This is a genomic window from Corynebacterium renale, from assembly GCF_002563965.1.
Lineage (GTDB): Bacteria > Actinomycetota > Actinomycetes > Mycobacteriales > Mycobacteriaceae > Corynebacterium > Corynebacterium renale.
In genome coordinates, this window is the sequence record NZ_PDJF01000001.1 from 2058481 (window position 1) to 2085465 (window position 26985).

At 56.8% G+C, this 26985-nt stretch carries 23 protein-coding genes and 3 tRNA genes; 8 read left to right on the plus strand and 18 right to left on the minus strand.

Annotation, left to right across the window (positions count from 1 at the left end; translation table 11 throughout):
- Positions 1-140 precede the first annotated feature (140 nt).
- Positions 141-986, minus strand: a complete 846-nt coding sequence (locus ATK06_RS09635) for an SDR family oxidoreductase (RefSeq protein WP_098389258.1) — start codon at positions 984-986, stop codon at positions 141-143.
- Between the two features lie 118 nt (positions 987-1104).
- On the opposite strand from ATK06_RS09635, the gene ATK06_RS09640 reads away from it, so the two are divergent.
- From ATK06_RS09640 to ATK06_RS09650, 3 genes are read left to right on the plus strand one after another with little or no spacing between them, the layout of a single operon-like run.
- Complete coding sequence (locus tag ATK06_RS09640) at positions 1105-1458, plus strand: winged helix-turn-helix transcriptional regulator (protein ID WP_083985882.1); 354 nt, start codon at positions 1105-1107, stop codon at positions 1456-1458.
- Between the two features lie 53 nt (positions 1459-1511).
- Entirely contained in the window at positions 1512-3365 is a 1854-nt protein-coding gene (pabB, locus tag ATK06_RS09645; protein WP_048379605.1) for an aminodeoxychorismate synthase component I, read from the plus strand.
- 2 nt (positions 3366-3367) lie between these two features.
- Entirely contained in the window at positions 3368-4084 is a 717-nt protein-coding gene (locus ATK06_RS09650) for an aminotransferase class IV (protein WP_053072596.1), read from the plus strand.
- Between the two features lie 38 nt (positions 4085-4122).
- Here the strand turns inward: ATK06_RS09650 and ATK06_RS09655 are convergent, their stop codons facing one another.
- On the minus strand, positions 4123-5106 hold the full coding sequence (locus tag ATK06_RS09655) for an Abi family protein (RefSeq protein WP_048379089.1): 984 nt from the start codon (positions 5104-5106) through the stop codon (positions 4123-4125).
- Positions 5107-5606: 500 nt separating this feature from the next.
- The gene (relB, locus tag ATK06_RS09660) at positions 5607-5831 is read right to left on the minus strand and encodes a type II toxin-antitoxin system RelB family antitoxin (RefSeq protein ID WP_048379088.1); all 225 of its coding nucleotides are present in this window, start codon (positions 5829-5831) and stop codon (positions 5607-5609) included.
- Between the two features lie 287 nt (positions 5832-6118).
- On the opposite strand from relB, the gene ATK06_RS09665 reads away from it, so the two are divergent.
- Positions 6119-8215 (plus strand): LamG-like jellyroll fold domain-containing protein, encoded by a 2097-nt coding sequence (locus ATK06_RS09665; protein ID WP_231913498.1) that lies wholly within the window; start codon positions 6119-6121, stop codon positions 8213-8215.
- 187 nt (positions 8216-8402) lie between these two features.
- Here ATK06_RS09665 and ATK06_RS09670 read toward each other — a convergent pair whose 3' ends face one another.
- Positions 8403-8852: a hypothetical protein gene (locus tag ATK06_RS09670; protein ID WP_098389259.1), complete on the minus strand. Its 450-nt coding sequence runs from the start codon at positions 8850-8852 to the stop codon at positions 8403-8405.
- Positions 8853-9115: 263 nt separating this feature from the next.
- Between ATK06_RS09670 and ATK06_RS09680 the strand changes: the two genes are divergently transcribed.
- The gene (locus ATK06_RS09680; protein ID WP_098389261.1) at positions 9116-9436 is read left to right on the plus strand and encodes a nucleotide pyrophosphohydrolase; all 321 of its coding nucleotides are present in this window, start codon (positions 9116-9118) and stop codon (positions 9434-9436) included.
- 12 nt (positions 9437-9448) lie between these two features.
- Complete coding sequence (locus ATK06_RS09685; RefSeq protein ID WP_048379084.1) at positions 9449-11344, plus strand: DNA/RNA helicase domain-containing protein; 1896 nt, start codon at positions 9449-9451, stop codon at positions 11342-11344.
- Between the two features lie 318 nt (positions 11345-11662).
- On the opposite strand, the gene ATK06_RS09690 is transcribed toward ATK06_RS09685, so the two are convergent.
- Positions 11663-11735 (minus strand) — tRNA-Glu (locus ATK06_RS09690).
- Between the two features lie 162 nt (positions 11736-11897).
- Here ATK06_RS09690 and ATK06_RS09695 point away from each other — a divergent pair.
- Positions 11898-12941 carry a hypothetical protein gene (locus ATK06_RS09695; protein ID WP_143341415.1) on the plus strand — a complete coding sequence of 348 codons (1044 nt, stop codon included), beginning with the start codon at positions 11898-11900 and terminating at the stop codon, positions 12939-12941.
- Between the two features lie 8 nt (positions 12942-12949).
- Here ATK06_RS09695 and ATK06_RS09700 read toward each other — a convergent pair whose 3' ends face one another.
- The 9 genes from ATK06_RS09700 to gltX form a co-directional block, all read right to left on the minus strand.
- Entirely contained in the window at positions 12950-13177 is a 228-nt protein-coding gene (locus tag ATK06_RS09700; RefSeq protein WP_048379082.1) for a hypothetical protein, read from the minus strand.
- Between the two features lie 12 nt (positions 13178-13189).
- A complete protein-coding gene (locus tag ATK06_RS09705) occupies positions 13190-15598 on the minus strand; it encodes a cytochrome P450/oxidoreductase (protein WP_048379601.1) in 2409 nt (802 codons plus the stop codon).
- A gap of 231 nt (positions 15599-15829) precedes the next feature.
- The gene (locus ATK06_RS09710; protein ID WP_098389262.1) at positions 15830-16660 is read right to left on the minus strand and encodes a sulfite exporter TauE/SafE family protein; all 831 of its coding nucleotides are present in this window, start codon (positions 16658-16660) and stop codon (positions 15830-15832) included.
- A gap of 49 nt (positions 16661-16709) precedes the next feature.
- Complete coding sequence (locus ATK06_RS09715; protein WP_048379599.1) at positions 16710-17099, minus strand: hypothetical protein; 390 nt, start codon at positions 17097-17099, stop codon at positions 16710-16712.
- A gap of 20 nt (positions 17100-17119) precedes the next feature.
- Positions 17120-18046 carry a DUF1648 domain-containing protein gene (locus ATK06_RS09720; RefSeq protein ID WP_098389263.1) on the minus strand — a complete coding sequence of 309 codons (927 nt, stop codon included), beginning with the start codon at positions 18044-18046 and terminating at the stop codon, positions 17120-17122.
- Positions 18043-18393: a GntR family transcriptional regulator gene (locus ATK06_RS09725; protein WP_098389264.1), complete on the minus strand. Its 351-nt coding sequence runs from the start codon at positions 18391-18393 to the stop codon at positions 18043-18045. The genes ATK06_RS09720 and ATK06_RS09725 overlap by 4 nt, the downstream gene beginning before the upstream one ends.
- Before the next feature lie 369 nt (positions 18394-18762).
- Positions 18763-18835 (minus strand) — tRNA-Glu (locus ATK06_RS09730).
- A gap of 28 nt (positions 18836-18863) precedes the next feature.
- Positions 18864-18935: transfer RNA gene (locus ATK06_RS09735), tRNA-Gln, on the minus strand.
- A gap of 106 nt (positions 18936-19041) precedes the next feature.
- Entirely contained in the window at positions 19042-20538 is a 1497-nt protein-coding gene (gltX, locus tag ATK06_RS09740; protein ID WP_098389265.1) for a glutamate--tRNA ligase, read from the minus strand.
- Positions 20539-20558: 20 nt separating this feature from the next.
- Here gltX and ATK06_RS09745 point away from each other — a divergent pair, with 20 nt between their 5' ends.
- The gene (locus ATK06_RS09745; protein ID WP_098389266.1) at positions 20559-21653 is read left to right on the plus strand and encodes an isochorismate synthase; all 1095 of its coding nucleotides are present in this window, start codon (positions 20559-20561) and stop codon (positions 21651-21653) included.
- Positions 21654-21755: 102 nt separating this feature from the next.
- On the opposite strand, the gene ATK06_RS09750 is transcribed toward ATK06_RS09745, so the two are convergent.
- From ATK06_RS09750 to ATK06_RS09765, 4 genes are all read right to left on the minus strand, one after another.
- Positions 21756-22541, minus strand: a complete 786-nt coding sequence (locus ATK06_RS09750) for a fumarylacetoacetate hydrolase family protein (RefSeq protein ID WP_083985881.1) — start codon at positions 22539-22541, stop codon at positions 21756-21758.
- Between the two features lie 79 nt (positions 22542-22620).
- On the minus strand, positions 22621-23637 hold the full coding sequence (locus ATK06_RS09755) for a 3-isopropylmalate dehydrogenase (RefSeq protein WP_098389267.1): 1017 nt from the start codon (positions 23635-23637) through the stop codon (positions 22621-22623).
- Positions 23638-23656: 19 nt separating this feature from the next.
- Positions 23657-25243, minus strand: coding sequence for a phosphoglycerate dehydrogenase (gene serA / locus ATK06_RS09760; RefSeq protein WP_098389268.1), 1587 nt, complete (start codon positions 25241-25243; stop codon positions 23657-23659).
- A 90-nt stretch (positions 25244-25333) separates the two neighbouring features.
- Positions 25334-26926, minus strand: a complete 1593-nt coding sequence (locus tag ATK06_RS09765) for a hypothetical protein (RefSeq protein WP_098389440.1) — start codon at positions 26924-26926, stop codon at positions 25334-25336.
- Positions 26927-26985 lie beyond the last annotated feature (59 nt).

The following is a 26985-nucleotide window of genomic DNA, read 5'->3' on the forward strand; positions in this document are numbered from 1 at the left end:
AGGATAGACCCGGCTTAGGTTCTGGACCAAACTATTTATGCGCGCCGGGGGTAGCTGGGGCTATTCGCTGCCCCGCAATGCGTTGCGCCGCTAGAAACGTATGCTTCTAGCGGCGCAAGTGATGCGAGGTCGCGGACAAGTTAACGCACGGCTTCTACAAAAGGCGTGCTTTCACGCCCAATGAGGTCCTGCAGGTCAGTGCTCTCCGAGTAGAGGGCGCCTGCTTCAATAATGGGGTCCCAGGAAGCAATCATCTGCGCCACCTCCGCGGGCAGTCCTGCACCCTCGAGCACCTGCGCGAATTCAGCCTCTGGGAGGTACACGTACTCCACGTCACGGCCTGCGATTTCGCCCAGACCTTCAGCAATCTGCGGATAGCTCAGCGCTGGCGATCCTGCAAGCTCGTAGACCTTGCCGGCGTGGCCGTCTTCTGCAACGACGCGCGCAGCGGCTTCGGCATAATCCTTCCGCGCCGCACCAGAGACCCGAGCATCTCCAGCAGCCCCGAAGAATTTCCCTGTTTCCTTGGCGGCGTCCAGGTTTGCAGCATAGTTTTCCCAGTACCAGCCGTTACGCAGCAGAACATAGTCGATTCCACTATCACGCAACAGGGCTTCGGTCTCACGATGCTCAGGTGCCAAGCCCAACTTCGAGATGTCAGCGTTGAGGAGGCTGGTGTAGGCAATGAGCGAAACACCAGCTTCTTGAGCAGCACGAATAATGTTCGTGTGCTGAGCCGTGCGCTGCCCTACTTCGCTACCGGAGACCAGCACGAGGCGTTCCACACTCTGCAGCGCCTGAGTCAAAGCCGGCTGGTCCGAATAGTCCGCCACGCGGACGTCAATGCCCTGCTCTGCCAGCGGCGCAGCTTTCTCTTGGTTGCGAACGATGGCCACGATTTCGTCAGCAGCAATTCCCTTGTCCTGCAATGCTTGAATGACGTGCCCGCCAAGATTCCCTGTAGCGCCGGTTACTGCGATCTTCATGGATCCTCCTTTTAAATTTCAAATAAGTACGACCTCGAGCATATTACTTACTTTTAGTAAGTGCAAGGCGTGCCGGAGAATTCCCGTTTCAACCGCACTGGGGCATACACTCACGTACATGCCGCACGCCAATGTGTTCTCCAGTAAATGCCCCTCACGGGACGTACTTGTACACCTTTCCGGCAAATGGGGTGCGCTCATCATCGCGGCCCTCGATAGTGCGCCCCATCCCCTGCGCTTCAAGGACCTCCGCGCCAGTATCGACGGCATTAGTGACCGCATGTTGTCCCACACCCTTGGGCTCCTCGAACGCGACGGCATCCTGGTGCGCAATGAGGAAGACCATGTGACCTACGGTTTAAGCCCCCTTGGGAACGACGTGGCGCAACCCCTTCTTCAGCTCATTTCGACGGTGGAAAACAACATGGGCGATATCCTGCAACGCAACGAAGCGTACGACCGTAATCATTAGGCGGGCCTACGCACCCTATGGGCTGGGCCCACTGCCCTGCTACGCTCTACCCCGTGATTCTGCTCGTTGATAATCGGGATTCGTACACGTTTAACCTGGCTCACCTCATCGCCGCTCAATCGGGTGAAGAACCTCTGGTGGTCAGTGCCGACGACGTATTCACCCACCGCATCCCCGAGCGCATTCGTGCCGGCGAGTTCAGCCACGTGGTTATCTCCCCTGGTCCTGGGCACCCGGAAACAGACGCAGATTTTGCGGCTTCCCGCGCAGTCATCGAAGCATCGCAAGGCATACCTCTTCTGGGAGTCTGCCTGGGACACCAGGGCCTAGCACTCCTCGCCGGCGCTGAGGTCTCCTGTACAGAGCCCCACCACGGCGTACTCAGCACCGTTACGCATTCCGGGGAGGGCATCTTCGAAAACCTCCCCCACAACATGGAAGTGGTGCGCTACCACTCCTTACACGTGGCCGAGCCTCTCCCCGACGGGCTTGAGGTTCATGCCTGCAGCGAAGACGGCACTATCCAGGCTCTCAAGGTCGCCGGGCAACCGCATTGGGGCGTCCAGTTCCACCCAGAATCTATCCTCACCCAGCACGGGGATACGCTCATGGCGAACTTCCTGCGCCTGACCCCAGCACCCCAGTTCCAGGTCCTGCACTCCCAGCACCCGCTGACCACGGACGCGGAATCCGTCTTCGCAGCCCTGCGCGCCCAGCATCCGCAGCATTTTTGGTTGGACTGCGCCACCGGCGATTCGTGGTCCATCATGGGCACGGGCGCAGGCCACCTGACGCGCACGATCAGCGGCGAGCAGGTACTTGAACGCCTCGCTCAGGGCCTCAACCAGAGCGTTGACCGCACGACTGTTCCTGCAGAGGTCCCGTTCGCCGGTGGATTCGTGGGTTATCTTCAGTACCCGCGCCCAGTTCCGGGTGGTTTCTGGCTGATGCCGCAGGCATTCATCGCCATCGACCACTCCACGAACACCGCGCACTGCATGGTGCTGTACAAGGAGCTTATCGACGACGAAACGCACTCCCTCATGAGCGCCCTGGAGCAAGCCCTCCGCGCCCCGCGGTCCGAGTCAGGTCCGGCCCGCGTGGTCAACGGCCAGTGGCGCATGTCCCGGGATACGTATCTCCGTGCCATCGCCGCCGCGAAGGACTACCTGGCCGCTGGCGATTCCTACGAAGTCTGCCTCACCGACACGTGGGAGGGCACGTGTCAAGGAACCGGCTTTGACCTGTACCGAAGGCTGCGCGCAGCCAACCCCGCGCCGTATGCGGCTTACCTTCATCTAAGCCCTGATGAGCCGGAAATTTTGTGCTCCTCCCCGGAGCGTTTTCTGAAAGTCCGCGACCGTGTGGTTGAAACGAAGCCGATTAAGGGCACCGCCCCGCGGGATACTGATCCACGCGCGCTCCAGGAGGATCCGAAGACCCGCTCAGAGAACCTGATGATTGTAGACTTGCTGCGCAACGATCTTGCGCGCGTATGCACCCCCGGGACCGTGACGGTACCGCACCTCATGGCGGTGGAAACGTACGCCAGCGTGCACCAACTGGTGACCACTATCCGCGGAACCCTGCGCCCGGACGCCACCCTGGTGGACCTGATTGCCGCGACATTCCCGGGCGGCTCCATGACGGGCGCACCGAAGGGAAGGACGCTGGATATCATCGACCACCTGGAGGCCGGCCCGCGCGGAGTGTACTCCGGCACGATCGGTTACCTGGGCTTCGGCGGCAACGCTGACCTGAACATCGTGATCCGCACCGCAACCAAGTCCGGCGACGCGGTTCACATCGGCGCAGGTGGTGCGATCGTGTGGGCCTCTGCCCCAGAGGCTGAGTACCAGGAGAAGCAGCTCAAGGCCGAGGCCGTGCTGAAAGGCCTGCAGGACTAACCATGGACGCTTTTTACTGGAGCTTCTCGACGTCCACCTGGAACCCCCTACCCCCAGGGCAAGAAACTGACGGCCCGCTTCAGCGCGCCGAAAGTTGGCTGAACCGTGGTGCGCCCCCACGCGCTTACCCGCTGCACGTGGCCCGTTTTGGTGAGGTGCCGGACGGGATGTGGCCGGCGGCTATTGAGCTACTCACGCACATCTACGAAGGCACCCCGAACTTCCCGCGAATCGCCCAATTCGGTAACGACTTTTACCTGCACATCCGTCCCGCCCCACTCCTGCGCGAGCACACTGTGCTGACGTGGTTAGACACCAGCGATGTCCCGGATCCCCGCACGCAACCCTTGGTGAAGGGACCCGATCTGGCGGCGCTGGCCGAGTTCCGCGCCCACCACCTTGTTCCTGGTACCGACGACGTGATTATCGGCGACTTCGCCGAGACCACCACGGGAGCGCTGGTCGGTTGGGAAGGCGACATGCTTGTCCTACCGAAGGCCGGCCACCTGCCTTCGACGACACAACAACTGGTGGCGCGCCGGGCTGAGAGCTTGGGAATCCGCGTGATTGAAGGAAAGCTGCGCCCCAATCAGCCGTTGTGGTTCCTCAACGCGGTGCAAGGGATTAGCCCGGTCAGTGCTGTTAACCAGAGTGATGGGGCTGTGATACCCGTGCCGGTCTACCCTGGCGCCAGCGAGTGGCGGGCGTGGTGGGGATAGCTGGAGGATTTAGAGAACTAGCGGTTTAGCTACATCCGTTAGAGCATACTCCAGTTCTCTGGAAAGCCCATGCTGCCCGGAGTTACCAGTGGGTTAGTCATAAAGTCTTCGAAAATTAAAGTAGATATTTTCTCTGACCACGTAGTTCCCGGTGAAATCTCCCTGAGAAGCCTATCCATCACGACTATGACGCCAAAGATACGCTCGCTTTGTCCTTCTGGCAGCGACGCGAATTGTGGGAGGGTTCGTAACGCTGACGTCGACACCGGCATGAAAGATTTATTCCAGAGGCGAACATGATGCGCACAGAAATTACGAACAATGGTCATTTGTTCCATCCACCGAACCAAAGGCGATTGCGCTTTAGTTTTTCGCTGCTGATTCTTGCTCAGCATATCTAGTTTGATCGAAATACCGAGATTTTTAGCAATTTGATGTTGGTCACGAGAAGGCAGCCCCTCGTAGAGGCGCGAGATATCCGCAAAATCGAGCACTTCAGCTAAAACCCAAAATGGATACCGGGATTTATATTTCCGACGGTAATGCTTAATAGCTTCGTTGTTTTTGCCAGCGCGATGGATGCGCTTTTGTGCAGTCTCCATCCAGGCCGCGTGCTGGAACGAAGAACGAAAACGGCTTGGGTCGGTGTATCGAAGAGGATCTTCTTCAGCCAAAATACTTCCAACCTGTGTTCGCAGAGCAACTTCGATCCGTTCCATTGCGTCATGAACTAATGTGCGCAATTTTCGATCTGCCTCATACAGCTCGACTACATCTCGAAACCGCGTGCCTGGTAAAAATATGTCACTTCGCCGTCCGTTTGCGTCGAACTCTCGAGCGGGGTACCAGTAGGCTGACAAACGGTAATAGCTTACATAACTGAGCCATTGGCATGCAGTTTCATCATCTACATCCATACCCCGCGAACGCAGCAAGTCAATATGCTGACTTCGGGTTAAAGCCGGTTTAAGAGCCCCAACCACAGTCCCCTCCCCATTGGTTTTTATAGAGATCCAGCCCACTCCTAACTATCGTTAGGGCGGGCTGAACTATTACCGCTGATATTAGAGCATGATTAGTGTGGCTTCAAGTTACTCAGGCACATCGTCAGACACTGCACGATTCAAGCGCCTCTAGTGATCTCCCTCCCACTCATTACGAAACCGTGCAAAATCCAACCACAGTGAGGTGCCAAATTGTTTGTACCCGCTCAATACTCCAGGTCGTCAAGGACTTGCCCCCCCCTTCCGGATGAGCGGCAAGGCAGAGACCTGTCCGAACCTTTCAAAGCTTACCCACATATTCCACGACAGCTACTACGGACCTTCTTTATGATCTGCATATCGCGCAGGAACTGGTAAATCTCAGTGTGGCATCATCATCTTTCTCCCCATAGCGGGGTTGCTATGAAAGACACTCAAGTCAACTGGCCCGACAAACCCAGCTCACTCCATGCACACGCCAGGATCCATTTTGGAAAGCTGCTTATCAGCACGCCTAGTGAAGCGCAGACTATACAGACTCATAGATACTTAGCTTCGATTTCTTCCAGGCTGAAGGTCTCTGGGTCAGCATAGTATTCGCGTTTTGCGTCATCCCAGGATTTAATGTCGAGCTCGTCCTCAATCGTTTCTAGAGTCGCTTGGCGAACAAATTCGGCCACCGAAACGTTCATCGTGGTGGCATAATCCGCGATCAGTTTCTTATCTTCGTCAATAATTCGAATAGACAGTGTGGACGAGTTCATCGCTCAAGCCCCTTTCCTTGTAACGCAATGTAGTGCATTTCGGTACAGGAAAGAAGACCTAGTTGTAATGCAGTTTGCCCACGTCAAAAGGTCTGTATGAGAACCGTTGACGCCAGTCAAAGACTTTTCCCCACGCGGAGTTCAGCTCCACTCTACAGCCACACGACACTCCCCTGAACACCACTACCCCGAAAGTTCACCTGGAACTCACCTGAAATTTAAATGCGCCCCTTACATTCACAAGGGACATATTCGTTTCTTCTGATATAAGTAAGGATGCCAGTTCCGTGCGTAAACCTATCGTGGCATGCGTTGCCACTTCTCTTCTCTTTTCCCTCACTCCATATGCTCAAGCTCAGGAGCTCGCCTCCCGCTTCACCCTCGGCGTAATGCCAGACACCCAGTTCTACTCCCGTTATGGCACGGAGGCCACCGGCAACCTGTACGTGGAACGCTATGGGTCGAACCCGTACAACGTGCAGGCGCAGTGGCTGGCGCAGCACAACCAAGATCTGAACATGCCGTTTGCTATGCACCTTGGCGACGTCGTGGACCGCGCTTCCTACGCAGACGAGTGGCAGGTCGCGGACTCTGCCATGCAGATCCTAGATAACGACGACCTGAACTACTCCATCCTGCCGGGCAACCACGATCTGCTGCAGGGGGCAAACCCATTCGGCGAAACCTTCACCGTAGAGCGCGCAGCCCAGAACAGCACTTTCGGCGAGCGCGTGACCCACAACTACAATGGCTACCCCATTGATTCCGAGTACCATATCTTCGAAGCTGAAGGCCAGAAGTACCTGGTCCTAGCACTTGGTTGGCGCGCACCGCAGGAAACTCTTGACTGGGCGCAGTCGGTTTTGGACGCCAACCCCACCTTGCCGGTTATCCTGACTAGCCACGAGATCACCAACATCGACGGCGCGGGCACCGTGTACCTTTCTGATGATTATGGCAAGCGTCTATGGGACACGTTTATTAAGAAGAATGACCAAATCTTCCTAACTATGGCTGGCCACCACCACGGCGCCGGATACACAGAAACCACCAACGATGCCGGCAACCGCGTAATCCACATCCTGCAGGATTACCAAATGGCCTACCAGGGTGGCAATGGTTTACTCGGCGTGCTGCAGTTCGACCTCACTAATAATGTTCTGGAAATGTCTGCCTTCTCCCCGTGGGTGTCGCAGAAAGAGCACGGCAAGCTCACTCAGTTCGATCACCTCATACCGGAGGGGACGGGTGATTCTTACCGGATTGACTTAAACTTTGATGAACGTTTCGCTGGTTTCAATGAGACATGGGAGCCGGGTACTGCCGACGATATTGATTACGCAGCTAAAGCTCGTGACATGGTGAAGGACAATTACTCCCCGTATGTAATCACGGAGGCAGACCGCCCACAATCAATGCAAGACTTCCCTGCTGTGGAGGGCACTGCTGTGCACTGGCGCCCAGGCTCTACTACAGCTAACGGTAAGTCGCTTAACGACGGCGATGTGGTCCCCGTGGGAGCCATCATCCCAGACGCGACCGGGCTATCTCCAATGACCCGCGCAGGCTTAAGCGGTGCTGCTGTCATGGAGGATGTCACGTACACTACGGACGTGCACCCGTTGTCGTCTGATAAAGGTGCCCTGGTGTGGAGCAAACCAATTGACCGTTTCGATGTCAACTTCTTCGAAACCGCCACCGGCGCCCCCATCAATGAGCAGAATTTCCCTAATGGATACACGTTGGAGGCCTTCGTCAAGATTGATGAACGCTTTGACGGCGATGAACATGGATGGGCAGATGCACTAATCCGCGAAAAGCGTGTAAAAGATGCTGACCCCACCAACTCTGATGGCGATCCTGCGCAGATGCTCGGTGTTTCCTCGCTACGTGAGCTTCGCTGGTGGTCCTATGGAGAAAACTTCAAAGGCCATTCCAACTGGTCCCATGAGGTCCCTAAAGGTCAGTGGTTGCATGTTGCAGTAGTCAATGACCCAAAGAAGAACATGGTGGAAATGTTCATCGACGGCGCCCCTATCCTTCGTGACGGATCTGGCCCGGTCGGGCTTGCCGACGGCGGAAAGTGGATCATGGGGACGTCTGCAACTGACGGCACACCTACCGACCCATGGTTTGGCTCGATTGGCGAGGTACGCATCGTAGACCACCCAATCAGTTCCAATCAATGGCTGACGGCACGTGCCGAAACCCAAAATCCTCAACCAGGAAATAGCAGCGATCAGGGTTCCAGCGCAACTGCAGGTTCAGCTATCGCCTCGGGCATTTTAGGCATGATTATTGGCGGGCTTTTAACCGCGCTGACTTTGGCTGCGCCTCCGATGAAGGAGATCTTCGACCGAATCAAGTCGCATCTGGGATTTTAAGAGCGAACGACGGTAAAACGTAGCACTGTTTAAGCACCACCAAAGCGTGGTGCAAGCCGCATCGTCCTCGGAACTATTCGCTTCTGATAGCGGTGCGGCGCACTCTTGCCACCATTTTTTTGGCCAGCTCTAAGGATCTCCACCCGACTGCCGATCGTCGCTTTGCCCCTGCTCGCAGCGCCGTAGGCTACTCTCTAGCACACTCCTGGCGTGGCCGTTCTTCTACCGTGTTATTTTCGTAAGGGCCATACCCTAAGATTCGAGCATTATCGTCTAATGCCACGAGAGTGGTTAAGTTGTCAATTTCCCAGACCTCGGTCACACCATACTGGACACACAGCTGGTCGAAAATATCCCCGGTGGACTTTCCAGCGTCAAACGATTCCTGCCAATAGCCAGCAAGAGGGCTAGCAAATGCCCCATCATCTCCGGCTAGGCGAATTGCCCCACCAACTTTATCCCGGTCTGTAAAAATAACAGCCGATAGGCCATGGTCGTTAGTAATAATCGTTGCTTCACCGGCCCACGGTGCAGCCAGATAGTCGATAAATCCGTCGGTGAGACATTCAAAACCACCTACCCCAGCGTTAACATATTCTTCAAACGTTAAACCCTGCGCATTACGTACCTCAGACATTTTGGCCGGTCAGCTCCTAGTTTCAAAACCAAGCCTAGTTACAGATACCTGCCTGGAAATTCTATGCTCAGCATAAACCAGCCAATCACCTTGCTCCTATTACGGAACCCAAGCCACGTGTTCGTAGCAGCAAAGTGCGCCCGCTGTAAGGCAGCCACACTAATGAAAACTCCTCAAGACGCATTTAATCATGTCCGGCTGCACAACCTGTTCGTCCGCTCTGACCAGCACCCCTGGATAAATTTTACGTTAGCCTTCTAAGCATGGATGAAAGATCAACAATGGAGCTACTTCAACAACACAGCAAGGAGCGGGACTGGGGAAAATTTCATACACCCGAGAACCTCGCCAAGAGTATCTCCATCGAAGCTGCTGAGCTACTCGAATGTTTCCAGTGGAGTGACAACGGACAGACACAGAACGTACGTCTAGAACTCGCCGATGTACTTACTTACTGCTTCCTTTTAGCTAATAAATTGAACGAATCTCCGAACGCGCTAATCCGAGAAAAACTCAAAATAACAGCAAAAAAGTACCCAGTAGACAAGGCCTTCGGAATCTCAACTAAGTATGACCAACTTTAGATTGGATAGAAAATGAAACTAACAGGCAGAACCAAAGCAATCGTAAAGCCCTTTCCATATTCGACCGAAGATCTGGCTCGCTTTGTTGATGAGATTAGCGCTTCCGATGAGGAGACTCGTCAGCTCCTGCTCAAGTACCCAACCGTATATGTGATTTATTACCAGGAAAACGGGAGCTACCGCGTATATGTTGGCGAAACGAATAGCATAGAACAACGCACTAAAACTCACTTACTGGACGATCCAAGGATCGCAGAAAAGCAGCTGTCTAAAATCGATTTAGAAAACGTACTAAAGTCGGAGAACGAGTTCACAGCATCACAACGCCAATCTGCTCGATGGCGGGCGTTCCGAGACAAAAACTCTACCATTATAGTCATCGGACATTCGCTCTTTAATAAGTCAATGACTCTAGATATTGAAGATCGGTTAATGCTCTATCTGTCCAGCGCTACAGACGTCGATTCAGCCGAGCGAAATGGAATTGACTTAAATAATGGACGACGCAATATTCAGACAGACTACTTTACTCGCGAATACGTAAACAAGACTTTCCAACAGATTTGGCGTCGCTTACGCAAGCACGATCAGCAGCTCTTCCCTCTTGAGCGATTGATTCGCGATTCGGCGTTGTTCAAGGCCTCGCCCTTCCACCAACTTAATGAACAACAAGTGGGTGCAAAGCTTCAAATCCTAAATGCTGTAGATGCGGCAAATACGCCGCAGGAAGACACACGCGATACGCCCACAAATCAGCTAATTCTTGTCCAGGGAGGAGCTGGAACTGGGAAAACTGTGCTTCTCAGCAGTATTTTCTTTGATCTTTTTCAAACCTATGGAACCGATGAGCAAACTGGCGCTCCGACAGACTTCAATGCGTTCCTACTGGTGAATCACGATGAGCAGGTGATTGTATATCAACAAATCGCTGAAAAGCTGGGGTTAGGCAATAAGAAAGATCCTCGGGTCATGAAGCCTACGAAGTTTATCAACGATCGCCCCGAGGATCGTGAAAAAGCTGATATTGTCCTCATCGACGAGGCTCATCTGCTGTGGACTCAGGGTAAACAGTCCTATAGGGGCAAGAACCAGCTTAAAGACATTATGAAGCGCGCCCGCATCGTTGTTGCAGTATTCGACCCTATGCAGATTCTGGCAGGTAACCAATTCTGGTCTGAAGAAGACCTTCACGTTCTACAATCTCAAGCCGGTGAAGGCAATATCATTCAGTTGGATAAGCAGATGCGAATTCACTCTGACGGTCCCGCAGAAGCCTGGATATCCGCATTTGTTAACGAAGGAGAAATTTTCCAGATTCCAACAGATGACCGTTATAAGATCGAAATCTTCGACTCGCCTCATGCACTCCACGAAGTAATTCGCCACAAGTCCCGATATGATGAAGAATCCGAGGTCGAGAAAGGACTATCCCGGTTAATTGCCACATATGATTGGAAATTCTCTTCTGGCAAAACACGGCCTGAGGACAGTGAAACTTGGGACGTGGTGATTGGTCCAGATTTCCGGCTACCCTGGAATAACCAGGGCAAATACAATCGCAGGGACAAACATAAGGCTTGGGCAGAACGAGATCAGACCGTTGATGAAGTGGGCTCAATTTTCACAATCCAGGGTTTTGACCTTAACTATTCTGGCGTCATCATCGGCCCCTCAGTGAAATACCGTGACGGTAAAGTAGTTTTCGACTCTTCAGAGAGCGCAAATCCGAACGTCATCAATAAAAGAACAATCATCGTCAATGGCAAAGAAGAAAAAATTGACGTAAGTAAGCAACTACTTAAGAATCAGCTCAACGTGCTTTTGACTCGTGGTGTTCGTGGTCTCGGCATTTATGCGGTCGATGATGCTCTCAGAGAAGCTCTACTCGAAGCCCAGACGGCCAAATAGAATCGCACTCTGGGCAAGACTAAAGCAGCCGTCACTTATAAAACTATCTATCGAGAGTTTTATAAGTAGCCTCCTACTATAGGTATCCATCAATCAAAACAGGCAATCTGGGGACGATAGTTTTCAGCATGCCAATTTGAATGACCTATGCAATGACGAAAGCCGAAGAAACAAACGGTTTCCACACTGTAGCAGTGTTACTCGAATCGGCCCGACAACTTCGAACCCCAGCGGCAAAACTACTAACATCGACGCACGGTGAATAATCCCAGAACAAAACTGGGAGCCACTCCATCAGAGTGGCTTCCGGCTATTTTGTACCCCGTACGGGATTTGAACCCGTGTTACCGCCGTGAGAGGGCGGCGTCCTAGGCCGCTAGACGAACGGGGCGCGTTCGCGTTTGTATGCGACTCGTTAACAATAAACGGTTCCATATTTATTGCGCAACTCAGCAGTTCACCCGGCATTTCCGGCTCGTTACCTCAGAGTCGACCACGCATACTACTGCCGCAAACTTGCAGATGTTTTCCACAAAACTGCTAGCCTTTTGGTATGAAAAAACTAGCTCCTGCAGTCCTTGCCCTCTGTCTAGGGCTTACCGCATGCTCAAATTCGGGTGATGAATCTGGTGCGTCTTCAGAGTCGTCGAGTAGCACTGTGACCTCGACCGTCACCGTGGAAGAGACAACTTCCGCAGCCTCTTCTGAAGTAAGTGATGTGGAGATCTTGGCCGAAACGTACGGCAAGATTCTGGACGACCCATTCCCCTACCTCGATGAGAACAACATGGGGCTACGCCCTGACGGCACGTACTCGTACGCCCTGCACGATGCCACCGGCGACGGCCTGCCGGAGCTTTTCTTTCGGGCGAATGGGGATAGCATGTATGGGCAGGTCCGTATCGCGTCGTCTGAGGACGGCAAGAATGCTCGCCTGACGGAGAACTACCATCTAGACGGCCAGTCCCCTGCCAGCGGTGCGACGCACAAGTTCTTTGCTGCGGAAAATGGGGATGGTTTCTACATCACTAACCTCATCTCCGTTGTCAGCGGCATAAACAGCTCGCATTATCGGCTCGAAGGTAATACGACGGTCAAAGTTGGTGAGTCCGGATACCAAGAGACCGTGGACAAGACCACCCTCAAGGACATGATGTGGGTTCCTGTCGAGGACCGCGGTTGGCTCGACGGACTGGCAAACGGCGCGTTCGGTGCGTCTGCTGACGATGAGGCACCGAATGAAGCCAAGCTGTCTGGTGTTGTGAAGGCGAAAACCGCCCACGATATTGCCCCTGATCTAGCTGGCAAGACCGGTGATGATCCGAACGAGGTCTACTACGTCCTCGAGCTGGATAATCCAAAGACAATCACCTACAAGCAGGGCTGCTGTTCCTACCCTACAGAGGAAGTCGCCCAGGTGTTCCCAGTTGTCAGGGGCACTGGGCGGACTCAGGTTTTTGGGCCGGAGGACGTCGATAAGCGGGTTAAAATCACCGCCCCATTTAGTGATTTCTGGCTGCCGGGAGACCCAGGAATGCCCACGTACGTCCCTCGCCTGAATGTGGATTCGGCGGGTGCGTTCGTGGGCGCTGAGTAGGTAGGTGCTTAACCGTCGTGGCGGAGGAACTTCAGTGCGTAATCGAAGACCTTCGTCACGGCATAGTCATCTTCTGCCCCGGTAGAGGCAGTGACCAGGAGTTCAGCTAGCTCGTCCTGGCTCTTGCCTTCGATCAGGTTCTCATCCTCGTGGCCGTCGAGGTACTTCTTAAAGTGCCCCACCAACTTGTCTTCTGGAACGTCCTTGAAGATGTCCCACAGGTCTACGTGTGCCATGTTCGTTCCTCCTTAGATGTCCAGGACCAGCTTCTGGCCGCACTTACCGCGCGACACGCAGGTCATAATCGAGTTGTTTGCAGCCTTTTCCTTCGGGGTCAGCACCGCGTCCTGGTGGTCCGCCTCGCCGGCGACGATGCCCACCTCGCAGGTACCGCAGATACCTTCGCGGCACTCCGCGTAGAGTTCAATACCCGCGTCCTCCAGGGTCTCCAGGAGGGTCATATTCGCTGGGACGTTGTACTCCACGCCGGTGGAATTTAGCTGGACGGTAAAGGGCTCGTTCTTCGTCGGATCCAGCAGGTTCACTGCGGTGAAGGACTCGCGGCGGACGCTGCCTTCTGGCCAGTCCTTGGTCACCTCGAGGACCTCGTTGGTGAAGCGGTCCGGCCCACAGGTCAGCAGCTGGACGCCGTCTTCGTAGCGGTCCGCGAACTGGCTCAAGTCCATGCGCGAACCCTCCTCGGAAATGTGCAGCGTGGCGTTTCCACCGTGGTCGCGGACAATGTCCTCCAGGTAACTCATCTTGCCCTTCGCGCTACCCGAGTAGTGCAGCTCGTAGTCAATGCCCGCAGCCTTGGCCTCGTCCGCCATTGCCAGCATCGGGGTAATACCGATACCCGCGCCGACCAGGATCAGCTTCGTGGCTTCCTTGTTGAAGCGGAAGTTGTTGCGTGGGCCGCGAACCTCCACGATTGCGCCCTCGTGCAGGTTTTCGTGAATCCACTTGGAACCACCGCGGGACTGCTCCTCCAGCTGGACTGCAATCTCCCACTCCTCGTGGTTCATGCGGACCAGGGAGTACTGGCGGTTCAGGCCACCCGCGTTGATCTCGATGTGTGCGCCGGAGAACGCCAATGGCAATGGTTGCCCGTCTTCGGACTCCAGGGTGATCCGGCGGATGGAATCGGTGACGTTTTCCACTTCTTTAACGCGCATGGTGCGGGTCTTCAAGGCACGGCTTGGGCCGTTGTAAACGATCTCCGGGTTTTCATCAGAGATCGGGCCGAAGTTCTCCGGGTTCTTGGACACGTCCCAGCGGGCCATGATCGACTGGGGCCCGCGGAACGATACCGACGGCAAGCGCCCATAGTCCTGGTTCGGTACCAACTCGATGTGCGGCAGGCGCTTGAGCATCTGCTGCAGCAGCATCTGCATCTGCAGGCGGGCCAGGTTACGTCCCATGCACTGGTGGATGCCGTAGCCGAACAGCAGGTGCTTGGTCACGTTGTCGCGGTACAGGTCGAACGTGTGCGGGTCCGGGAACATCTCTGGGTCGCGGTTGGCCACCGAGGTGACCAACAGGATGCGCTGGCCTGCCGGAATCTTGACACCGCGGATTTCCACGGGTTCCAGGGTGCGGCGTCGCCAAGCATGGGAACCACCGTTGAGGCGGAAGGATTCCTCAATCGCGTTCGGGATGAGTTCTGGCTTGTCCTTGAGCAGGTTCCAGATGTCCGGGCGCTCGGTGAGCAGGTAGATGAACAGGTTAGACACCGAGTTCGCGGTGGTGTCGTGCGCCGCGGTCACCGCCGACATCGTCTTCGAGCGCAGGTAGTACATCGGGACAGATTCCGGGTCCTCGCGGTGCGCGCGGATGGAGTGCGGAACCCAGCCGGTACCCGGAGTTTCTTCCTCAGCGCGCAGCAGCTTATTGAGCACACGCTGGGAATGCTGCCAGAACTTACCGTTGGTCTCAGCGACGTGGTTCATGGTCTCCGGGGTGGGCTTACCCCACGTCGCAGTAGCGTGGCCCATGGAGTACTCGTGGATCTTGTGCATGTCCTCGGCCGGGATACCCATGAACTTCAGGGCAACGGTCAGCGGGGAGATGTGCAGCAGCTCCTTGTAGATGTCCACTTCACCCTTGTCGATGAACTTGTCGATGTAACTATCGACGGTCGCACGCACCGTATCCTCAAGCTTGCGCAGTTCCTCAACCATAAACGGCGCCTCAAGCGCACGGCGGCGGGGATTGTGGATCGGCTCGTCCGTGTTGACGATGGTATCGCGGAAGTCGTAGCCGTAGGCGTTGAGGATGCCCTTCGCCTCATCAGTCAACGGGACGACCTTCTCCAGCGCGGTGAAGGCGGTGTACTTGTCGGTCTCTTTGAAGATCTTCAGGCAATCTTCATAGCGGGTGACCACCCAGTAGTCCAGCTTGTGGCTATAGAAGACCGGCTGGTTTTTAAAAGCCCATTCGGTATGCTTCCAGGGGTCGTCGACGAATTCTTGCCCCAGGGCGTCGAAGTCCTTATCGGCGCCCTCGCCGGGGTGGCCGAAGATTTCCAGTGCCTCATCCACTGAAAGGTCATCCAGCTCACCGTTGAGGTACGGGCACTTCGTCTCTGCGGTGTTGGGGTCGAATGCGCGGTCAGAATCGTTGACCTGGTCAATCAAGCGCGAAAGTGTTTCAGTCATCATTGCTCCCTTTCTGGTGACCTGAACTGCATTTCACTTACATGTGTTCTGCGTTACATCGGCCAGCGTAAAGGTGAGCCAGATTGCAAAGCAATTAATTTTGGGAATCCCAACTAAAGGCCTACCCCCAAAGGGGTGAAAGCGAGCCCGTGACCAGTGCGTTTAAAAGGTCGCACCACTTTTAGCGCTACTCCACGTTCAGCGCCAGACCACTAGATCATTCTTGGGGGCCTAGCTACTGAACACGGTTAACGCGATAGACCCAGCCACGCCCACTGCGACGAGGAGGCGCAGCACGCGGTCGTCGATACGCGCCACAATCTTGGTGCCCAGCCAGCCACCGATCGCATTACCAGCCGACAGTGCCACAACAGCCCCGAGCGCCGGCATCGCTATGAACGCATACGCAATCGCAGCCGTGAGGTTAAACAGAAACTGAACCAGCTTCGCAGTAGCCAGACCCGCGCGCAGCCCAGCGCCAAGCACGAACTGCATAACCAAGATCAGCATGCTTCCGGTCGCCGGGCCAAGCAGGCCATCATAAAACCCAAGCAGCAAGGTTCCACACGCCAACCCGCCAAGCAAGCCCGCGGTGGGCGCACCCGTGCGCGGGGCCACCTTAATGCGCGGCTGGATAAACAACACGTACGCCAAAACCACCGCCAGCGACGCCACGAGCAGCGGCGTGAACTGGTCCGTATTCATCCGGCTGGCCAACCACACACCAATGAGCACGCCTGGCAGACCGCCGCCGAGTGCTGCGAGCGCCGTGCGGGTATCCGGGCTGGCGACGCCTTCCGTCCGACGAAAACGGCTGAAAGACACCGCATTTCCCACCGCCGCCGACACCTTATTCAGCGCCATAATCGGCGCCACGGCGCTAGCATTCGGGCCGGCGAACGCAAACAACGCCGGAATCTGGATCATCCCGCCGCCGCCAGTCGTCGCATCCACGATGCCCGCAGCCGTTCCGATGAGCAGAAGAATCAGCAGCGCTACCCATAAAGTGGGCTCGCCCAGTGAAGCGTCCCACGGCAGCCCAGAAGCCATCACGTCAATCATGCTTAAAAGTCTGCTCCACGCCAGTTACCAGCAACAAACTCTCGCACTGTTAACTTTGCCACGCGCACGCCGCAGAATTCGTATCCCCATCTTCCGGGTCCACGGTCCCCTCATACGTGGAACCATACCAGTACGTCCCTTCTGGGAGGGCGGCGACGACGGCCTTGGTGACGTCGCGAAGCTCCATATCCGTGACAGCGGTGATTGTTGCGCGGTGCAGGACCTCCGCAATCGGGGCATGGCCCTCACGCTGCGCAAACTCAGTAGCTAGCATGCTGTCCGGCTCACAGGTGAAATTCGTCTCCGCCGACCACACCTGCGGGTTGGTCAGACCCGCCTGCTCCAATGTGGCGGGCAGTTCCTGCTGGGTCTCCTGCCACACACTCGGAATAATGAGCAACTGTAGGCGCGTATACACCGGACGGGATTGCGTAGTCATGCTGACCACAATAGCCCCGACTACGCGTCGCGGTGACTAAGCACTTCCCACGCCCCAGCCGCCCCACGCGGATCCGAGCACGTGATTTCCAGGACCTTGCCCTCCCCGTACGTCACGCGGATGCCTTCACCACTGCGGGTTATCAGGCCACGGCGGCCGTCGAAAGCATTCGAAATACGCAGGCCCACACCGCCATATTCCGCGATCGTGATATCCACAGCTGTGATGTCAGTGATCTCTGCCAGGGGGATATGCTTCTTCGGAAGGCCCAGAGCAGACCGGTATTCCAACCCACCTTTGTTCAAGGTCACCGTGAACCACAGCGTGGCCGCCATCAGTACGCTGCTCAGAAGCGCGACCAAGAGGATGATCCAATCCATCGCGATCTGACCTATCAGGAAAAGGACCACCGCCAGGGCATACATGGTGCTCGCAATGCCACTCGACGGATGCGCGTACCCCACCCACACGATCTCCGCGCCGGGAGCAACGTTAATCTGGCGCGGTTCGTAGGTAATGAGGTCCGTGTTGGATTCAGGCACGTTCACCAGCGCGCCGGCTACCACCCCGACCACACCGCTCATAGCCATGATCAACAACATTGCGCCGAGGCCCAGACGCGGACTCGGGTCAGCGGCCGAAATGTAGAAAGTCCACGCCGTAATAAGAGCGATGCACGTGGCCACGAAATACCCGCCACCGATGTTGACGCGCGCAGACTTCCCGGCGGGTGCCGCATTGCGCCCAATCCACCAGAACATAGCCAGCAGGAACACCTGCATTGCAGCCATAGCCCACCAGAAAGCCCACGGTTGCATGAAGTTATCCGGCTCTCCACTAAACGTGAAATGCACCGGCATCTGCCCAGTGATCCGATTCGCAAAAAATGCTGCCACCGCCTGCCCAAGGGCTGCGATGCCCACTGCGGGCCAAACGTACCGTGTCATGCCAATCCCTCTTCTTTCAAAATTTTTACAACGTCCTGGAGACCAAGGCCCTCCGCCTGAGCGACCCGCGCTAACCTGCGTGCAAGCTCCGGCGATTGTTTACTGTGCGCGAGCCCCAGAACTATCGCCCCACGACCACGGCGCAGCTCAATCACCTTCTCATCCCTGAGCAACCGGTACGCCTCAAGGACAGTATTGCGGTTCAGACCCAAGGTCTTAGCCAAACTGGCGGCAGTGGGCAGCTTCTCCCCTTCGGGAAGATCGCCGCTTTCTACCTGGCTGCGAATCTGACCGGCAATCTGCCTGAAAATCGGGCGTGGATCTGCGGGGTCAGTTACTATCAGCATGCCTTCAGCATAGTACTAGTTGTACTAGTTGTGCTAGTTCTAGAATCGATACTTTCTTAGGGGACATGGGAAGGGAATAGAAAGCGCAGGGCTGGATTGCATCAGCTCTTCGTCTTGGATCTCGCATACACCCCGTCATGCAACTGCGAATCTAATTCGGGTAAACCCCTATCTCCGCCAGCAGCAGCGGGGAACGTCCAAATAAAAAGGCGGGCCCCCGCTCATGCGAGGACCCTGACCTGTATTCTACGGGCGCGAAGACCCGTTGCATGCGAGCAACTCTATCTTAAGGAGTCTGATTCTCAACCTTGAGCTCAAGGCAAACGAAAGCCGGGAGCCACTCCATCAGAGTGACTCCCGGCTGTTTTGTACCCCGTACGGGATTTGAACCCGTGTTACCGCCGTGAGAGGGCGGCGTCCTAGGCCGCTAGACGAACGGGGCATTAGGACGCAAACTTAATTGTTTGCAGCTGGCCTACCAGGACTCGAACCTAGAATGACGGTACCAGAAACCGTTGTGTTGCCAATTACACCATAGGCCAATGTTGTTTCAGCGCCCTGCGCTGTGCAACGGGTAATAATATAACCCGAGGCGCTGAAAGAACACAAATCGCCAGTTCAGGCCACAATTCATGCAGCCACACAAGGCTAGTTTGCCGGTGCAGCTTCCACCGGTGTAACTTCGCGGGCCGCCTTGAGGCGCGCGAGGGTGGATTCCTTGCCCAGCAGTTCCATGGATTCGAACAGCGGTGGGGAAACCTGCTCGCCGGAGATCGCAACGCGCAGCGCGCCATAAGCCTTACGTGGCTTCAGCTCCAGCTGTTCGATGAGGGCGTGGGACAGCGTCTTCTCGATGTTCTCGGTGGTCCACTCGTCCAGGGCATCCAGGCGCTCGATGGCAACCTCGAGTGGCTGGATGGCATCTTCCTTCAGGTTCTTCCGGGCAGCCTTTTCATCCAGCTCCAGGTCTTCATCCGGAGTGACCAGGAATTTGAGGAGGCCGTAGGCGTCGCCAAGCATCTTGATGCGCGTCTGAACGAGGTCAGCGGCAATAGCGAACTTGTCCTCCGGGTAATCCACCGGGAAGTCGGTGAATTCGGTGAGGTAGTCGCGCAAGCGGTTCTTGAAGTCCTCTGGCTCCAGCAGGCGGATGTGGTCCGCGTTGATTGCTTCCAGCTTCTTCTGGTCGAAGCGTGCTGGATTGCCCAGGACGTCGTGGATGTCAAAGTTTTCCACCATCTCTTCGCGGCTGAAGATATCCTTGTCCGCGGACAGGGACCAGCCCAGAAGCGCCAGGTAGTTGATCATGCCTTCGGGGATGATGCCGGCGTCGCGGTGGTTGAACAGGTTAGACTCTGGATCACGCTTGGATAGCTTCTTGTTGCCCTGCCCCATCACAAATGGCAGGTGGCCAAACTCTGGGGTGCGCTCCGCAACACCAATGCGCTTGAGCGCTTCGTAGAGTGCCAGCTGGCGTGGCGTGGAGGACAGTAGGTCCTCGCCACGCAGGACGTGGGTGATGTTCATGAGGGCGTCATCGACCGGATTGACCAGTGTGTACAGTGGCTGACCGTTCGAGCGAGCAACCACGTAGTCAGGCTGGGTGGAGGCCTTGAAGGTGACTTCTCCGCGAACGAGGTCGTTCCAGGTCCAATCCTGGTCCGGCATGCGCAGGCGCCACACTGGCTTGCGGCCTTCTGCCTCGTAAGCGGCAATCTGCTCTTCGGTGAGGTCGCGGTCGTAGTTGTCGTAACCCAGCTGTGGGTCGCGGCCTGCGGCCTTGTGACGTTCCTCGACCTCTTCCTTCGTGGAGTAGGCCGGGTAGACCTCGCCGGCGTCGATAAGCTTCTGCAGCACCTCGGCGTAAATGTCGCCACGCTGCGACTGCCGGTACGGCTCATGCGGGCCACCAATGTTGATGCCTTCATCCCAATCCAAGCCCAACCAGGTCAAGGAATCGATGATCGCCTGGTAAGACTCCTCAGAGTCGCGGGCTGCGTCCGTATCTTCAATACGGAAGATCAGTTTGCCACCTTCATGGCGGGCATAAGCCCAGTTAAACAGGGCGGTGCGGACCATACCGACATGCGGGGTCCCAGTAGGTGATGGGCAGAATCTCACTCGAACTTCAGTCATGCCCCTTATGGTAGCTACACTACGAAATCATGTCTGCAACCCGCCCCGTGACTGCCCCCGATTTTCTCCTTTCCCGCCCGCACGGCTCAGTGCGCACCCAAGGCGCGAAGGCGACTTTCAACAATGCAGCAGACGCTGTTGCAGCTTTACGACGCGGCGAGCTCGTCGTAGGCGCCCTCCCCTTCCAGCGCGGGGAACCCATGGCTCTGACCGTCCCGGAATCCGTGATTTGGGAGGATTCCTCCTTGCACCCGCACCCCTTCTACCTCACCGGCGAAGGCTCCCACGTGAAAGCGCGCGTGGTGGGATACGATCCTTCCCCAGGAGAACACCTGCGCCGCGTGGCCGCAGCGGTGGAACACATCCGCACCTCCGCGGTAGGAAAAATCGTCCTTGCCCGGGCCGTAGACATCGAATTTGACAACGACGTCGACCCACGCCTCGTCGCCGCCAGACTCATCCAGAACAACCGCGACGGCTACATTGCAGACCTCTCCCCCGCCGGACCAGAATATGCGGGCCACTTCCTGGTCGGCTCCTCGCCTGAAGTGTTGGTTCGTAAAGACGGCGATGTTGTGACGGCCTACCCGCTGGCCGGTTCAGCAGCGCGTTCTTCGGACCCGGCTCAGGACGCTGCCGCGCGAGATCGGTTGGCCGGATCCGCCAAAGACCACGCCGAGCATAAGTTCGTCGTCGACCATATTCGCGCTGCCCTAGAGCCCCTATGCGCCACTCTGAAGATCCCCGAAAAACCGGAGCTGACCTCCACCCGAGAGATGTGGCACCTGGCCACCCCTATCCGGGGAAAGTTGGCCCAGCCGCTGACCGCCCTGGAACTAGCTCTTGCGGTGCACCCCACCCCCGCCATCTGCGGGACCCCGACCGATGCGGCCGAAAACTTCATCCTCGGGGCCGAAAGCGACCGCCGCTTCTACGCCGGTGCCGTGGGCTGGTCCACAGAAGACGCCGGCGAATACATGGTAGCAATCCGTTGTGCTGAAGTCGCCGGCAACCGGGCGCGGGCATGGGCTGGCGGAGGCCTCGTCGCCGACTCCATTCCAGAGGAAGAACTGGACGAAACCACCGCGAAGCTGCAAACAATTATGAAATCACTCGGCCTGTAGTTTTAGGGTAGAGAGAAAGTGCGGGGACCACTAACGGCAACTTTTTTGAAAAACTAGCCAGAATGGTCCCCGAACTTAAGCGAGCTATCCGTGTGCAGTTCTTTAGGCGCGCTCGACTGGGTTTTCCAGGACGCCGACGCCCGGGATTTCCACGCGAATCGTATCACCCGGCACCATTTCCGCAGTGCCGGCCGGCGAGCCGGTGCAGATGACGTCGCCAGGCAGAAGTGTCATCGACGCAGTGATGAACTCCAAGATCTCCCCGATAGACATAATCATCTGGTTCGAATTGGAATCCTGCTTGAGTTCTTCCTTGCCGTCGTGGGTCAGGTACGCCTTGATTGGCAGGTCTTCCACATCGATGGAATCCAAATCCGTCTCAATCCACGGACCCAGCGGGCAGAACGTATCAATACCCTTCGCACGCGCCCACTGGCCATCAGAGAACTGCAGGTCACGCGATGAAACATCGTTAACCACGGTGTACCCCAAAATCACGGACTTCCAGTCCGCAGCCTTCACGTTCTTGCACGGCTTCTTCACAACCAGCGCCAGCTCGCCCTCAAACTCTACGTTTGTGGCGAACTCGGGAATCTTAATCGGAGCACCCGGGCCGGTGACTGAAGTCGGAGGCTTAATGAACAGCGTCGGAGGCAGGTGCTCGGCCGACTGCTGAAACACTTCCTTGACATGGTCAGCATAATTGCGCCCGATAGCAACCACCTTGCTGGGAAGCATCGGAGCTAAGAGGCGAACCTGGTCAAGGGACCATTCCTTGCCGGTGAAATTCGGCGCCGTGAATGGGGTGGCCTCAATCTGTTTGACGGTCTCGCCTTCGACGACGGCAAACGTCATTCCTTCTGGGGTAGCTACTCTGGCAAATCGCATAACGGACATACTACTAGGAATTAAAAAGGCGGATGCTACGCATCAACGTAACATCCGCCTGCCTATGTAGTGTAGGGCTTTAGGCCTTCAGCGCCGCGGCGATGCGATCGCCAACTTCGGAGGTCTTGACCTCACCAGTGCGGCTGGCAACATCGTCTGCAACAACCTTTTCGATGCGTGCCGCATTCTCCTCATCGCCGAGGTGACGCAGTAGCATCGCTGCCGACAGAATGGTCGCGGTTGGGTCAGCGATGCCCTTGCCAGCAATATCTGGTGCCGAACCATGCACCGGTTCGAACATCGACGGGTTAACCCCGGAGGCATCAATATTGCCCGACGCTGCCAGGCCGATACCACCAGTGACGGCACCTGCCAGGTCCGTGAGAATATCGCCGAACAGGTTATCGGTGACGATCACGTCATAGCGGCCTGGGTCGGTGACCATGTAGATAGTCGCAGCATCGATGTGGTTGTAATCCACCGTGACCTCTGGGTATTCCTGAGCCACTTCGTCTACGGTGCGCTGCCACAATCCGCCGGCGTTCACCAGCACATTGGTCTTGTGGACCAAGGTCACGTGCTTGCGGCGAGTCATCGCACGATCGAACGCATCGCGCACAACGCGCTCCACGCCGTAACGAGTATTCTGCGAAACCTCACACGCCACTTCGTGCGGAGTGTTCTCACGCAGCAGACCACCGTTGCCGGCGTACAAGCCCTCGGTGCCTTCGCGAACCACAACGAAGTCGATCTCACCCGGGTTCGCCAGCGGAGACGTGGCGGTTGGGTACAACTTCGACGGCCGCAGATTCACGTGGTGATCCAACGCGAAACGCATCTTCAGCAGCAGCCCGCGTTCGAGGACACCCGGGGGAACCTCCCCTGGGGCACCGATCGCACCGAGGAGAATTGCATCGTGTTCGCGTAGGGAGGCGAGGTCGTCGTCGGTAAGCAACTCACCATTACGCAGGTAACGGCAGGCACCGAGGTCATACTCAGTGGTCTCAATGTCGTCGCGGACCGCGTGCAATACCTTGAGGGCTTCGGCAACGACCTCTGGGCCGATGCCGTCGCCACCAATGACAGCAAGTTTCATGTAGTTCTTCCTTCGCCTCTTAATCCAGGTTCAGCTGCAGGGCCTTGGCGTTCAAGGACTCCTCAATCTGAGCCACAAGCTCATCCTCAACAGGCTGGCCAACGCGCAGGATCAGGACAGCACCCTCACCATCAGTGGTCTGGGTCAAAGCAGCAGCCTCAATGTTGATGCCCGCGTTACCCAGCTGGGTGCCAACCTTGCCCAGAGCACCTGGGACGTCGGTGTACTCGAGGAAGAGGGTACGGCCCTCAGCACGCATATCCACACCGCGGTCGTTGATACGAACAATCTTCTCCACGCGATCCAGGCCGGTCAGCGCACCAATGACGGAAACCTGCTGGCCATCAGCGCCGATGATACGAACCTCAAGCGCGGAGCGGTGGTTCACAGCCTCGGTGCGGGTCTTGGTCTCCAGCTTGACGCCACGCTCCTGCGCGATACGAGGCGCGTTCACGAAGGTCACTGGAACCTGGGTCACACCGGAGAACAGGCCGCGCAGAGCGGACAAGCCAAGGCCCTCAATGTTCTCCGTGGAGAGCTCACCGCGAGCCTCCACCACGACGGTATCTGCACCGGAGCGCAGCAGACGGCCAGCGAGCAGACCTAGCTTGCGTGCCAGATCCATCCATGCAGCAACCTCTTCGCCAACCTTGCCGCCAGACACGTTTACAGCGTCTGGGACGAACTCGCCAGCAAGCGCCTTGAGCACAGACTCGGCGACGTCGGTACCAGCACGGTCCTGAGCTTCCTCGGTAGAAGCACCCAAGTGTGGGGTTACAACAGTCTCTGGGCGGCCGAACAGTGGCGAATCAGTGCACGGCTCGGTGGAGTAGACGTCGAAACCAGCGCCACGGATGTGGCCGGATTCGATGGCGTCTGCCAGCGCCTGCTCGTCGACAAGCCCACCGCGAGCGGCGTTGATGATAATCTGGCCCTTCTTCGACTTCGCCAGCAGCTCCGCGTTGAACATGCCTGCAGTCTCAGAAGTCTTTGGCAGGTGAATCGTCACGAAGTCCGACACAGCCATGAGCTCTTCCAGCTCAACGAGCTCAACACCGAGCTGGGCAGCACGAGCCGGGTTAGCGTAAGGATCGTATGCAACGATCTTGGCGACGTCGAAAGCCGTCAGACGCTGCGCGAACAGCTGACCAATGTGGCCGAAACCGACGATACCGACGGTCTTGTTGAAAATTTCAACGCCCTTGAACGAGGAACGCTTCCACTCCCCCTCACGAAGGGTCTTGTCGGCGGAAGGAATCTGGCGAGCAGTCGACAGCAGCAGGGCGATAGCGTGCTCACATGCTGAGTGAATGTTCGACGTCGGTGCGTTAGCCACCATGACACCGCGCTCAGTAGCGGTCTCAATATCAACGTTGTCCAAGCCAACACCAGCGCGGCCAACAATCTTCAAATTCGGTGCTGCCTCAAGCACTTCCTTGTCCACCGTGGTCGCCGAACGCACCAGAAGTGCGTCCGCGTCCTTCACGGCTTCGAGAAGTTCAGGGCGGTTAGGGCCATCAACCCAGCGCACCTCGACAGAATCGCCGAGCGCATCGACGGTGGATTGGGAAAGCTTGTCTGCAATGAGAACGACCGGGCGGCTCACGAACACTCCTTGTAAATACGGTAGAAACTACAATTACCGAAATTGTAGCCCCTGCCACCCGATTATGTCCGATTTACCCCCAGAATTTTATTACTGGTAAGAAACGAACCACGGACGAGGATCAATCGCCCACGTCTGCTCCGGCGTAAACGTCGGAGTGTCTTCATCAATAAAATTCTTCCACGCCATGAACCAGCCTGGACCCAAATCCTGGCGCAGCACATTCCACGTATCGAACTTCTGCTCCGGGACACCGTGGCCGTCCGCGTGCAAAACAAACGCCAACTCGGGGTGCGCCGTATTAATCTGGTCGCGGTCACGCAGCATCTGCACCTGGAACTGGTGCAGCACGAATGCCTTCTGCGGCAACTGGTTTTCGCGGGTCAAGTCTGCCAACCACTGGGCCACCTCATTGACTTCCGCAGCCTCGACGCTGCCCACGCGCTGCAACGGCATCTCATCAGGGCCGATGCGCCACTCCGGATCCAATGCCAAGCCCACGTTCGGGTTCTTCAGCAGTTCCTCGTACCGGCGCGCCTGGTCAATGAAGCGAGCGCGCCCGGGCTGAAGGTCAAGGACAACGTAGCCGCCGGCATCAACAATCGCATCGATGTACGGCTTCAATTCCTCTGGGTCAGCTTCATTGGAAAAATCGCCGTCTACGCCTGGAAACTCCGAGGCCACCGTGGCAATAATTTCAAACGCGGGCATCACGTTCTCCGACGGATCCGCCTGCTTGTATTGCGCCACCAGTTCTTGCGCGTGCGCCACCGCACCCGCTGGATCGAACTCGCCCATGACGCCCAAGGCACCACCCGAAGGGTGTCCGTACAAAGCGATCATGCGCCGACCCGGGAACACCAGCTGTCCGCCCCCGTTGATCTCAGTCTTCGTGTTTTCCAACAGTTCCAAGGTGTGCGCAAACTGCTCCGACGAACCAAACGCCGAACCGAGCGCAACAACCGGGGTACCTGCAACACCTTCGAATTCGTCGGGTCGGATGCGTGGATCCGCAAACGCCAAGTGCTTCACTTCGGCACCGTAGGCGCGTGCGTTCGCTACATCGACCGGGTCGGTCTGTGGGCTGGCCAAGATGACCGGGGCTTGGCCGCCGTCACGGGAGCTCGACACCGGGAACGTCAGATTCGCATCCTCAGGTGCGGGATGAGTTTCCAGCGGGAAGCCAGCCACCTTCAATTCCACCGGCTGTTCTGGATCTAGTTGCGCAATCGCCGCTGGCAATTCCTCTGGAGAACCCACCTCCCGGGTTTCAAAACGCAACGAGGTGAGCTCACTCAACGCCTCCGCGGTACCCGGATCCACGATCGTCTCCACCCCCTCAGCAGCGAACTGCGGCACACCTACCAGGAGCACCTTCGTAGCACCCAAACGCTCAATTTCTGCGCGCGTCTCGGGCGTATCGACGAGCACCGGGGCATGCGTTACCACCGACAAGGAAGCGGCCCGGGCGCGCGAGGCGACGTCGTCAGCCGTGATAATCGCGGTCTCTGAAGTGTCGAAAAATAGCTTCGACGACTCCAGCCCTGCCCCATCGGCTACGGTGCGAGGGCTATCTCCGAAACGTGGATCAATGGTCTTTGCCTTCTGCGTCGCCGCGGTGGTGTCACCTTCAGACGAAGAACAGGCCGCTAACGAACCAGCACCAATCATCAAAGCAGCCATCACAGCCACCCCACGCTTGACCGGTCCGCGCACACCGAACTTCTTATTCACTCAAAGCC

Excerpts from the sequence above, each read along its gene's own strand:
- ATK06_RS09635 (WP_098389258.1), bottom strand. The coding sequence starts at position 986 with ATGAAGATCGCAGTAACCGGCGCTACAGGGAATCTTGGCGGGCACGTC.
- ATK06_RS09640 (WP_083985882.1), top strand. The coding sequence starts at position 1,105 with ATGCCGCACGCCAATGTGTTCTCCAGTAAATGCCCCTCACGGGACGTA.
- ATK06_RS09650 (WP_053072596.1), top strand. The coding sequence starts at position 3,368 with ATGGACGCTTTTTACTGGAGCTTCTCGACGTCCACCTGGAACCCCCTA.
- relB (WP_048379088.1), bottom strand. The coding sequence starts at position 5,831 with ATGAACTCGTCCACACTGTCTATTCGAATTATTGACGAAGATAAGAAA.
- ATK06_RS09670 (WP_098389259.1), bottom strand. The coding sequence starts at position 8,852 with ATGTCTGAGGTACGTAATGCGCAGGGTTTAACGTTTGAAGAATATGTT.
- ATK06_RS09680 (WP_098389261.1), top strand. The coding sequence starts at position 9,116 with ATGGATGAAAGATCAACAATGGAGCTACTTCAACAACACAGCAAGGAG.
- ATK06_RS09685 (WP_048379084.1), top strand. The coding sequence starts at position 9,449 with ATGAAACTAACAGGCAGAACCAAAGCAATCGTAAAGCCCTTTCCATAT.
- ATK06_RS09695 (WP_143341415.1), top strand. The coding sequence starts at position 11,898 with ATGAAAAAACTAGCTCCTGCAGTCCTTGCCCTCTGTCTAGGGCTTACC.
- ATK06_RS09700 (WP_048379082.1), bottom strand. The coding sequence starts at position 13,177 with ATGGCACACGTAGACCTGTGGGACATCTTCAAGGACGTTCCAGAAGAC.
- ATK06_RS09705 (WP_048379601.1), bottom strand. The coding sequence starts at position 15,598 with ATGACTGAAACACTTTCGCGCTTGATTGACCAGGTCAACGATTCTGAC.
- ATK06_RS09710 (WP_098389262.1), bottom strand. The coding sequence starts at position 16,660 with ATGATTGACGTGATGGCTTCTGGGCTGCCGTGGGACGCTTCACTGGGC.
- ATK06_RS09715 (WP_048379599.1), bottom strand. The coding sequence starts at position 17,099 with ATGACTACGCAATCCCGTCCGGTGTATACGCGCCTACAGTTGCTCATT.
- ATK06_RS09720 (WP_098389263.1), bottom strand. The coding sequence starts at position 18,046 with ATGACACGGTACGTTTGGCCCGCAGTGGGCATCGCAGCCCTTGGGCAG.
- ATK06_RS09725 (WP_098389264.1), bottom strand. The coding sequence starts at position 18,393 with ATGCTGATAGTAACTGACCCCGCAGATCCACGCCCGATTTTCAGGCAG.
- ATK06_RS09745 (WP_098389266.1), top strand. The coding sequence starts at position 20,559 with ATGTCTGCAACCCGCCCCGTGACTGCCCCCGATTTTCTCCTTTCCCGC.
- ATK06_RS09750 (WP_083985881.1), bottom strand. The coding sequence starts at position 22,541 with ATGCGATTTGCCAGAGTAGCTACCCCAGAAGGAATGACGTTTGCCGTC.
- ATK06_RS09755 (WP_098389267.1), bottom strand. The coding sequence starts at position 23,637 with ATGAAACTTGCTGTCATTGGTGGCGACGGCATCGGCCCAGAGGTCGTT.
- ATK06_RS09765 (WP_098389440.1), bottom strand. The coding sequence starts at position 26,926 with ATGGCTGCTTTGATGATTGGTGCTGGTTCGTTAGCGGCCTGTTCTTCG.